The 9,873-nt window shown below is 60.9% G+C and carries 9 protein-coding genes and 1 pseudogene; 7 read left to right on the forward strand and 3 right to left on the reverse strand.

What is annotated here, in order from left to right; genetic code table 11:
- Nucleotides 1-50: 50 nt before the first annotated feature.
- The 7 genes from AC1D3B_RS27940 (at nt 51) to AC1D3B_RS27970 (ending at nt 6,862) form a co-directional block, all read left to right on the forward strand.
- On the forward strand, nt 51-575 hold the full coding sequence (locus AC1D3B_RS27940) for a hypothetical protein (RefSeq protein WP_478193922.1): 525 nt from the start codon (nt 51-53) through the stop codon (nt 573-575).
- A 752-nt stretch (nt 576-1,327) separates the two neighbouring features.
- Nucleotides 1,328-2,620 carry an aspartyl protease family protein gene (locus AC1D3B_RS27945; RefSeq protein WP_478193923.1) on the forward strand — a complete coding sequence of 431 codons (1,293 nt, stop codon included), beginning with the start codon at nt 1,328-1,330 and terminating at the stop codon, nt 2,618-2,620.
- A 541-nt stretch (nt 2,621-3,161) separates the two neighbouring features.
- Nucleotides 3,162-4,061: a hypothetical protein gene (locus AC1D3B_RS27950; RefSeq protein WP_478193924.1), complete on the forward strand. Its 900-nt coding sequence runs from the start codon at nt 3,162-3,164 to the stop codon at nt 4,059-4,061.
- Between the two features lie 66 nt (nt 4,062-4,127).
- Nucleotides 4,128-4,565: a hypothetical protein gene (locus AC1D3B_RS27955; RefSeq protein WP_478193925.1), complete on the forward strand. Its 438-nt coding sequence runs from the start codon at nt 4,128-4,130 to the stop codon at nt 4,563-4,565.
- Between the two features lie 125 nt (nt 4,566-4,690).
- Complete coding sequence (locus tag AC1D3B_RS27960) at nt 4,691-5,167, forward strand: hypothetical protein (protein ID WP_478193926.1); 477 nt, start codon at nt 4,691-4,693, stop codon at nt 5,165-5,167.
- A gap of 94 nt (nt 5,168-5,261) precedes the next feature.
- Nucleotides 5,262-5,915 (forward strand): TonB family protein, encoded by a 654-nt coding sequence (locus tag AC1D3B_RS27965; RefSeq protein WP_478193935.1) that lies wholly within the window; start codon nt 5,262-5,264, stop codon nt 5,913-5,915.
- A 419-nt stretch (nt 5,916-6,334) separates the two neighbouring features.
- Complete coding sequence (locus AC1D3B_RS27970; RefSeq protein ID WP_478193927.1) at nt 6,335-6,862, forward strand: hypothetical protein; 528 nt, start codon at nt 6,335-6,337, stop codon at nt 6,860-6,862.
- Between the two features lie 330 nt (nt 6,863-7,192).
- Here AC1D3B_RS27970 and AC1D3B_RS27975 read toward each other — a convergent pair.
- The 3 genes and pseudogenes from AC1D3B_RS27975 to AC1D3B_RS27985 all read right to left on the reverse strand — a co-directional run.
- A pseudogene (locus tag AC1D3B_RS27975) lies at nt 7,193-7,413 on the reverse strand (long-chain-fatty-acid--CoA ligase); the annotation flags it as partial.
- Between the two features lie 22 nt (nt 7,414-7,435).
- On the reverse strand, nt 7,436-8,569 hold the full coding sequence (locus tag AC1D3B_RS27980; RefSeq protein WP_478193928.1) for an ABC transporter substrate-binding protein: 1,134 nt from the start codon (nt 8,567-8,569) through the stop codon (nt 7,436-7,438).
- Nucleotides 8,570-8,678: 109 nt separating this feature from the next.
- Complete coding sequence (locus AC1D3B_RS27985; RefSeq protein WP_478193929.1) at nt 8,679-9,572, reverse strand: sterol desaturase family protein; 894 nt, start codon at nt 9,570-9,572, stop codon at nt 8,679-8,681.
- Nucleotides 9,573-9,873 lie beyond the last annotated feature (301 nt).

A 9,873-nucleotide genomic window follows, 5' to 3' on the forward strand; every position in this document is an offset into this window, starting at 1 on the left:
ACGCAACTCAGAATTTGCGGAGCAACCTGCCCGGAACCTCCCCATCGCCTATGTTCAAGCGCGCCTTAAACCTGTTTCGCCCCGCCGCTGCGCTTTCCGAGCAGGCCGACACCATTGCTCCAGGAAATCCGTCGGAGCCGAGCATCCCGCTCTCGCTGGACGCCTTGTATGCGACGATGGCTCCGTATCACCGCGACAAGCGATGGATGGACCTGTTTTTTGAGTTCCTTGTTCTCGACGTGATAGGTCAGCTCCCGGCGGCGACACAGGAATCAATCGATGCACTCGTAGCCAGGCATCCGGTCTTCTTCGCGGACACCAAGGGTGACTGGCGAACGGGGACCAGGAAGTCACTTCAGCTATCCGAGACCATCGACATAGCAATACTGGACCTCTGGTTTGGTAAGAGCACAGAGGCGAGCGAAGGAGGCTGGCTCTACCACCCGTGGAGCTTTGCCAAGGACTTTCTCCAGCAGTTTCTGGCGGACGGCAGCCGAGTGGATGTTTGGGAAGGCGATAGCTTCGAGCTCGCGAAGGCGCGGATAGCTGCTGCGCGGGCGGCTCCCCGGCACTGAAGAAGCTAAAGCGGAGCGGTCGACCACAGCATTCGAAGCGCGTGCGCACTGACCTCTGGTCCGGCAACAATCAACCAACTGCCGTCACCGGCCAAGAGCGGACCTCCGCTACGATGAGCCAACCGTTTCCACCCTACAAGTCCGTTTGAATACCAATGGATGTCACTGAAGCCCACCTTCACTGCGGAAACCATCGAGCGGAGATTGAGGCAAGCTCCGCCTGTGGGTGCTTCTATTGCCTTGAGACGTACCCGCCGGCGGCCATCGAGGAATGGACTGACCGAGGAACTACGGCCATCTGTCCCAAATGCGGCATCGACGCCGTCATTGGTTCTTCTTCGGGGGTACCGCTTTCTGAAGACTTTCTTGGCCTCATGAGGAGCCGCTGGTTCGACCAGTGACTTCAAGCGGCCAGGACCAGACGTTCGGCGACGACCTTCAATTCGCTAGTAAGCAGACCTTCACCCTGCGAGCAGCAAGCATCTCTGCCTCATCGACCGAGCAGCCCTCATCCTTTTTGATGAGGGCGGTCGCCGAGCTGAGTCTTTTGCCCCTTGCCACGTCGACTGGTAACAGAACGTATGCTTTAATCGTCCCCAAATTTGAGAACGAAAGTAGAGGGTTTGATGGGGCCGGTTCTTAAGGGGCGAGCCAACCTCCTTGTGGGCACAAGTGCCCCGAGCTCGATAACTGCGGGCCGACAGGCTCGACAGAATTTGTTCGTCAGCAGCTAAGCGCGCTTCTCGGTCGAAATGGCTCGATTCGAACAGCGCCGCGACCCTGTGCTGCTGGAGGGCACAGGTGCTGGCACTTCTACTGAAGACTTCGCCGAAGTCTCGTTTCTGCGTGTTCGAGACTCTGACCGGGCCGTAGGCCCTCTCTTATGGACGCTCGCAGCAATCCTTGCCACGGCGCTGGTGGGATTTGCACTCAAATTTCATTTACCGGACAAGGCGACGCCGTTCTATGCACTCGGTGTAGGCATCGGCGCACTCATCATTCCCGGCATCGCGGTGGCCATCGCATCCCTATGGGGTGATGGTCCAAGCAAACGCAAGAGCCTAAAGGTCTTCGTCGGCGCGAGCATCGTCTTGCTCGCAAGCTCGACAGCGGGAACGCTGATGGAGCGCGGCTACGCGAAGCGCTTGCTCAACGGGTCCAATATGACCGCCGAAGAATTTCGGGAACAAGCAGCGAAGTGCGCTCGCCTGGGAGATTTGCGGTGTCAGGAGGACAACTGGCGTGACTATCTTCGCCTCCGGCCGGATGACGGCTTGGGCACTGCGAACCTCGGCATTGTTTTGAATCTACGCGGTAAACACGAGGAAGCCATCGCGCAGTTCAAGCGGTCTCAGGAAGAAGGGGTTGGCTCGTACGACCTCTTCGCCTACATGGCTGATAGTCATGAAAAGCTCGGCCAGACCGCCGACGCCATCGAATGGTCCTACAAGGCGTTGTCGGTGGTCCCGACACTTGTTGATGTGCGCGGCAAGCTGGCTCGCCTGCTGGTGAAATCCGAGCGACCCTATGAGGCGCTTTCGCTCTTGCAAGGCTATGACAGCCAGCTTGAGGCGCGAGGCCTGCAGCCGTACTTCGCGGCTCAGCGCATCTCTATCGAGACCTCACTTGACCAGGCAGCGGGCGACAAGGCCAGTGAACAGAGCGCGTTGCGCCTGCCAGCCTACTCGGGGCACTTCTTCGCACCTGTCACGCTGGGCACAGCCAAGCCCAAGCCATTCATGGTCGACACCGGGGCGACCTTAACGAGCGTGAGCGAGGCAGTGCTGCGCGACTCGAAAGCTTCGTACCGCGTTTTGGACCCGAAGACCCAGATGCGCACTGCGGACGGCCGCAAGGTACTTGCAAAGACCGTGATGGTCGATGTGCTTCGGGTGGGACCCTTCGAGGTGAAGAACGTGCCAGCAGTTGTTTGTCCGGATTGCGTGCCTTTGCTCGGGCAGGCCACTCTATCGAAGTTCGACATGCAGTCCGTGAGAGCCCAAGGGGTTGACTTCCTCCTGCTGGCTCCGCGCGGCGCGCCATGAAACGAACTCGACGCCTTTACTTTTGGCGGAGTTGCCGGAGCTACCGCTGCACGAGACTTGAGGCGGGTTCACCGCCATTGGCGACGACGGCTCAAACATCGGAGAAGTATTTTGAATATTGACAGTGCCGCGCCACGACGCGGCCTCATGGCCTTCTTGGTTCTCGCCCTTGCGGTAGTCCAGCTCGTTTGGCTACTCTGGTACGGAGAAGGCTATTTCGAACTCGTCAAGACTGGCGCAGTTTCGATAATGTCCGCGCTGCCCGCGTTTCTCGGATGCGTTCTACTTTACGTAGCCTCGGGCCGTTTTGCGTTCAGCCGAAGCCATGGCAATCGCCTTTTCATGGCGTCTGGAGTACTTCTGCTCCTTTCACTGGGCGGGTGGCCGCTCCAATATCGCTTCTCTTACCCATTCCTGTTGGCTGCAGGTTTGTCCATCGTTGGCTGGTGCTGCTCTTGGCGAGTTGCTCGAACCTAAGTAGGAAGTACGCGGACCAGATAGAGCAATGCCAATACAACTCAGACCAAGCGCAGCGAACCGCATGTTTCGTGCTCTCGTAGCTCTCCTGTTTTCCTTCGTTGCTGTTGGTGCTGGCGCCCAAGTCAGCGGCGCGCGCCTGAAGATTCCGGGAACCGGCGTCGAAATCATCCCACCTCCAGGACTTGCCCTAGCCGTGGCAGGGCCGCAGCTTATCGACAAGACGGGCGAAACGTTCATCACCTTCGTGATGGGCGAGGCGCGATACCGGCTTGACACTGACCCGACCTGGCGCAAGCTCTTCTCGAGGGAGCCGGAGAAGATTGGAGGGGCGCTTTCTGGAAACCTCCTTAGACGAACGAGAGCGGCAGATGGAGGCAGTTGGGACGGTTGGGTTCTTACTGCGTTTAAGGGCGGAAAGGTTCTGACGGTCATGGCGGCGTACACGGGCTCCTCCGCCAACTACTTTCAGAGCATTCGAGATTATCTTTTGACCACCACTTGGGACGACGCTATTGCCGACCCGGAACTGGCGGTCGGCGTGGCTACGCGTCCAGAAGGGCTAAAGCTCGTTCGTGGAGGCTTCGGCGCTCTAAGCTACAACTCTTCAGGAACTGCCGGAAGCCCTGGTCCAACGCTCCTTATCCAGGCAATGCCAATACCTTCCAACCGAGCCGATGCCGTGTTCCCCGCAGGGTGCCAGCAGACGATTTCTGCAGTCTTCGGAGGACGAAAGTTTGCTGGGCCCACGGCCCAGGAGAAGGGACTCATGGCCTACTGTGAAGGTTGGAGCCAGGAGCCGGAATCCGAGATGCACTACGTCGCCCTTGTCCGCACGAAGACGGGCGCGCTGCTCAACATCCTTGGTAGTGCACCGCCGGCATCGTTTGCCACGAGCCTGCCTGCGTTCAGAGACGCAGTATCAGGGCTCAAGCTAGTCAAGGGGCGCGAGACACAGCAATAGAGTATCTGTGCCTGGTTGCTTACCCAGCCGCTCGAACCATCTAGTCGGTCCTAGGAATATTCTTTTATGAGCGATGACAACTCCAGTAGCCCGTTTTCAGTCGCCGTCGAAAGGCCGTGGTATCTGACCGCGCTCGCGGTCGCGTTTCTGCTGTGGGGTGCGGGCACCTCCTTCCAATTTCTCGGCTTCACCCTGAGCGCCATCTCGTCGGGGAGCGGACCGGCATACCTTCTTTGGTTCTTCGTGTACATGCAAGTACTTTGGTGGAGCCTGTTCGTCGCTGGGGTCGGCATCTTCAGAGGAGTTGAGTGGTCTCGATGGCTGATGTCCGCTGCCCTCGTAGGAATTCTTGTTGGGACTTCCTTCCCGCCATTCGCGGTCGAGGGTCAGACGCTTGTGAAGGTGGTTGGGTACCCAATACTCATCGGCTTGACGTTCACGAAACGTGCATCAGCGTTCTTCGCCAGCAGGAAAGACGAAAGAACCCCGAAGCTCACTGCCTAGCTCTGCGGGGGAACCAAGGGCGCCCAATAGCGACCCATCGCTGCGCGTCAGTGCGGCGCGTTCCCGCTATTTCTCAATCGAGTTCCACCGCGACAACCGTCCCCGCCACTATGTCACCAACAACCATGCTCCGGCTTCTCGCCATCTTCATACTTTCGGTACTTTCAGGCTGCGCCTACCATCACACACCCTACGCAATGTACGAAGGAGCGCGGCCCCAGGCAGAAACCACCGTGTTCGCTGCGGTTGACGACAAGCAGACGAAGCATGTAGTAGTTGGCATTCAGCAGATTGACGGAAAGGAGCCTTCTTGCTGGCAAGTTGGGTGTCCAATTTGGACTCGAGTTCTGCCCGGTAGCCACAAGTTCTCGGTGCGGCATTCATCGAATTTCGGTTTGGCGGGTGGGATGATTTCCTACCAACGCGCCGATTTGGAAATCGAGGTGAAGGACATGAAACCCAGGCACGTATACGTTGCACGCTATCGCGACTCGGGCGGAAGGGTGAGTGTTTTCGTCGAAGACCTCGGGGAGAACCCGAAATTTGGCGTCTGGATTGGACTTGAAGGCGCAAATCGCAAGTATCACCCAGTGAACTTCTGAGATGGTCGCCTGGAAGATGAGAAGCCAATTTCTTGAGTCAACCGCTGTGCCTCGCACGGGAAGCACCCGTGCGGCAGCCGCGCTCCTCGCAGCGATGCTTGCGGGGTGCGCAACCCCGCCAGCCACCCAGGGCCGTCTAGCTCCGTGCCCGTCCGTACCAGCGAACGCTCCCTGGGCCACCGTAGTCGCCGCGGCGATTTGCCCGCTCATCCACCTTGAGCCCAGCGCACAGTGGCCGAACCGCTCTGCGGACTTTACGGTGACGCTCTCGCCCCAGGGAACGGCCATGGAGGTCACCAAGTTCTCCGGTAGCGGAAGTGAAGACTGGGACCGTGCTGTCGCCGTTGCGCTGCGCACGCTGCAGCCCTATCCATCGTTGGATGGCAAGGTACCGACGCAGGCCATCATATTGGTATCCCCCACCCGAATTTCAGTCATCGCGAATCCGCGGGACTCAATTGCTGACCGCCGCGATGCTCGCAATTCGTATGCGGCCCGTATATCGGCGGCAGTCCGCGAGGCGCTCACTGGCATCGACGTACGGGATATCCCAGGCAATCCGGGCGCCGAATTCGAAGTCGACCTGGCTGACGATGGCAGAGTGAGCTCGGTTCGCCTTACCCAATCGAGCGGCTATCCGGCTTGGGACGAGGCGGCGATGGATGGTTTGCGGAAGGTCTCGAAGCTTCCGCTTGACGGCTACGGGAAGTCCGTGCGAAGCCTCGCTCTGACATTGCGCCCCCGTTAGAGAGCCGGCTGGTACGGTCCGAGGTTTCGCTCGTAAGTTCAAGCGCTTTTCCGGCGCTACTACCGGGGAACGGTCGATGGCGTGCCGAGCGCGACGTGGACCGAGACCCCGTTCAACTTCGTGGTCTGGGACCAATCTCCGTCAACGGATAGGACCGGTCACTTGCCGCCGAATTCCAATTCTCCGTACGGCGGACGTCTCGCAGCGTCATCGCAACACCCTGAATGGCGATTGGCGTGCTCCTAGTCGAAGCGCGTGCACACCAACGTGACTTCCGGGAACAATGAAACTGAGACCGACATTTGAGCCGGTTCCGACAATTCCAAGAGCCAACCGACAACCGTTGGCCGCTGTCCCTGACACACAAGATGCTCTGTACAAAGTTCCCCGCCGCAATATTGCTTGCTGTCGCGTCTGCCATGCCAATTGCCGCTATGGCAAGCAGCGAGACGGCTGCCATTGCGAGATACCTCGACGCGTCGGCGTACGCGGTCGCTGCCATGAAGAACTCTGCCTCGGCTGTTAGGACTCAGAACCCTGGACTTGCAGCCGCCCTCGAGGACTCCCTGAACTACTTCGATGCAAGTAGGTACGAGGAACTCATGGGCGAAGCTCTGGACCGACAGCTAACGCCAGGCGAAATCCGGGAGCTGGTCGGCTTCACTAGCGGTGAAGCCGGGCGGACAGTCCAGCCAGTATTTCGTATGGGAACTACCCCGGCGGAAATCGCTGCAGCTGAGAAGAAAATCCCTGCTCGACTCAAGCCAGCAGTTGACCGGTTTGCCACGTCCACGGCACTCAGCCGAGCGCTCGCCGCAATCCAGTCCGATGAGGCCAGGGCAGCCCGCCAAGCGTATGGAGAAGAGCTCATGTGCGCGCACTTTGCCAAAGCGGATGAGGCAGCGCTGGAGCGGTTGAAGCAGATGGGAAAGTGCCCCAAGGTCTGAGCATTCCTGAGCAGACCGATATGCATGGCGGCTATTTCGGTCGACCAAGCCCTGTAAACCCAAGAGTTCTAACAGGGACGAACGTCAGCTTCGGAGGAATCTGTGCGTCCGCTTTGGGCGCAGACAGCGAATGACTGCTTCGAAGCAAAGCCGATGACTGCTTCGGGCCCGAGGCCGACGTACGGATTTTCAGAAAGCAGCCATTCATTTGGCTGTCACCGCGCATCGCTCTGGCTCGGAACTCTCGCCCGTGGGCCGGTAGCGCCCAAACCGAAGCCAGTCTGCATGGATGACCTACGCTTTTGGGATGGCGCGAACGGCGCATGACCCGCGTGCGTCGCAGATGCTGTCGAGAAAACTGTCGAAGTCGCGCGGATTCGGCACCAGCCAGTTGTCGGCGCCGACCGAGAAGTAGCTGATGAAGTTCACCATCAGCGCAAAGATGTGATCAGCGGGATCGCGGTGACGACGACCTCTTCGCCCGGTCGCAGGACTTCGGGCATGAAGGCCTTGAACTGCTCGGTGTTTGCCACCAGGTTGCGATGCAAGAGCCATAAGGCTCCGGCGGTGACGTCAGCGCGTGAAGCGGCCATCCGGCCGCACGTACACGAGCTCGATAAAGCGCGAACCCGTGTGCTGGCCACTGCCGAAGTCGAAGTCGACGCCACCGACGCGCAGCTTGAGGCTGCGCAGACTCGAGTGAAGCTTGGCGCGGGTGAGTTCCCGGCCGACGCGCTGCAGCGCTTCCACCAGCACGCGCGCAGCAAGATAACCCTCGTAGCTGTGATATCCAACCGGGACGCCGGCCTTCTCGGCCGCGCTGCGGTAGCGCAAGGCCTCCGCGCTGGCGCCATCCCAGGGATAGGGCGTGACCTGCACGATGGCCAGACCAGCGGCTTTCCCGCCCAGCATTCGCATGGTCACTTCTCCCGACAGGATCGACATGCCGTAGAAGGCCGGCGCGGAGCCCGATTGCCTGCAAGCCTGGATCAAGCCGGCTGCGGGAGCGCCTGTCACGAAGAGAACTACCGCTTGCGGCTTTTGTGCGGCGAGTTGGCGGCCGGCATCAGCTGCATTGCTGCCGTCCGGCGCGACCAGTACGACGCCCTGCGCCTTCAGGTTGGACTTGCCCAGGACGGATGACAGCTGGGAGGCCACTTCCTGGCCGCCCGGCGTGCCGAGCGTGGCGATCGCGATGTCCCGCAAGCCCAGGGTGTTCAGATGATGAACGAGGCTCTCGCACTCGCGCAGCTGGCTGGCGCGCGTGTAGTAGGCCACGCCCTGCGTCTTGTCGCGCACCGAGTCGACCACCGCCGTGGCGCCGACCAGCGGAACGCCGGCCTCGCGCAGCACTGGGGCTCCCGCCAGCGTGGTGCCGGCCCCGACGCCAAGGAAGCAGGCCAGCACCTGGTGCTGCTGTGCCAGTGCGCGATAGTTGTCCAACGCCCTCGCCGGGTCCAGCGCGTCGTCCAGCGCCAGGACGCGCAGCTTGCGACCGGCCACGCCGCCTTGCTCGTTCGCGTCATCGAAAAGCAGCTGCGCGCCGCGCTGCGCAGCGATCGCACCGGGGCTCAGCGGTCCGCTCAGCACGGCACTCTGGCCGAGCAGGATCTCATTGTCCGTGACACCGGGCTCGGTCGAACGCGCGAACGCATAGTTGCTGACCAGGGTCGCGCAGGAGGCGCCAAGAAGGGTTCGTCGTTGCATATGGCAGCGTGTCAGGCACGCCCTTTCACGGGAATGAGAGTGGCAGTGATTGGCGCGCCGGCGTCCGAGAGCGGGACCGCGATCATCTGTGCCAGCTGGCGAGCGAGGCTCAGTTGCTGCTGCGGGTCGATGCCAGCGCCGGGCTGCTCGCGTCGTCGTAGGGACGCCCGCCAGGACACAGCGCGCTGTGTTCCCGCTTGGAGTGCGACAGCGGGTAGAACATCTGGTCGGCCCAGTGCTCGTCGCCGAACAGCAGGTCGTCCGGCAGTCCGACGGCGGCCGGGTACTTGCGCGTGATATGCGCGGAGCCGAACAGCACGTCCCAGAAGAACAGCAGGTTGCCGAAGTTGCCCTTGTAGTGGCCGATGCCATCGGCATTGGTGAGCGCGTGGTGCGCCCAGTGCGTGGCCGGCGTCGAGATGAGGCGCTCGACGACCCACATCACCGGCCCCAGGGCACGGATGCGGTACAGCGGCTCGTCCCAGCGCCAGGCGCTGTGCGCCCCCAGGATCACGGCGAGCTTGACGACGATGTAGAAGGTGTAGACCTGTCCCGCGCCCAGGAACAGCAGCACGCCGCCCAGCCACAGCCCCGGCATCAGCAGGTAGTAGAAGAAGTTGTTGCGGTACGTGATGCGGATGCTCATGTACTTCGCCGAGTGATGGGCGCGATGCAAGGGCCACAGCAGCGGCGTGTGCGAGAGGCGATGCCACCAGTATTGCATCATGTCGTCAGCCACCAGCAGCAAGCCGGCCATGGCCCACCAGGGCAGTTGGGCCAGCGCGTCACGCTGCCCCGGCATGAGCCAGGTGCTCAACTTGTCCGAGCCTAGCAGCGCCACCGGCTGGGCAACCCCCAGCAGACAGATGAACATCAGCAGTTCGAGCTTGGTGTCATTGCTGTTCGCACGCACCGTGGTCTGGTAGCGCCGAGAGATAAATTCCATTCCTGCGAAACCCAGGATAAGGGTCAGCACCAGGGCGTTTTGAAGTACTGGGTTCATGGCTTGTCTCCGTTGTCGTGCGCCGTTCTTCCGGCGCCGCATTGCTCAGGCTGGAGTTTTGATGAGCTCTCACCCTGTGTCCAATGCAATGTAGATAGCAACGCAATGCACCCACTGCATTGCGCAACGGCAGAACCATGCTCAGCCGCGCACCGGACGGCTGCAACCCTATGGACGCCTGAACCTGTACCACGCCAGCTTCGGCGACGACGCGGCCACCTTCATCGGACCGGCGGGAGCGACCGTCATCGCGAGCGCAGGCGGCTACAGCGCCGCCGAAGTGGCTGCCGGCGCGACCCTG

Source organism: Variovorax sp. P5_A3 (assembly GCF_056400665.1).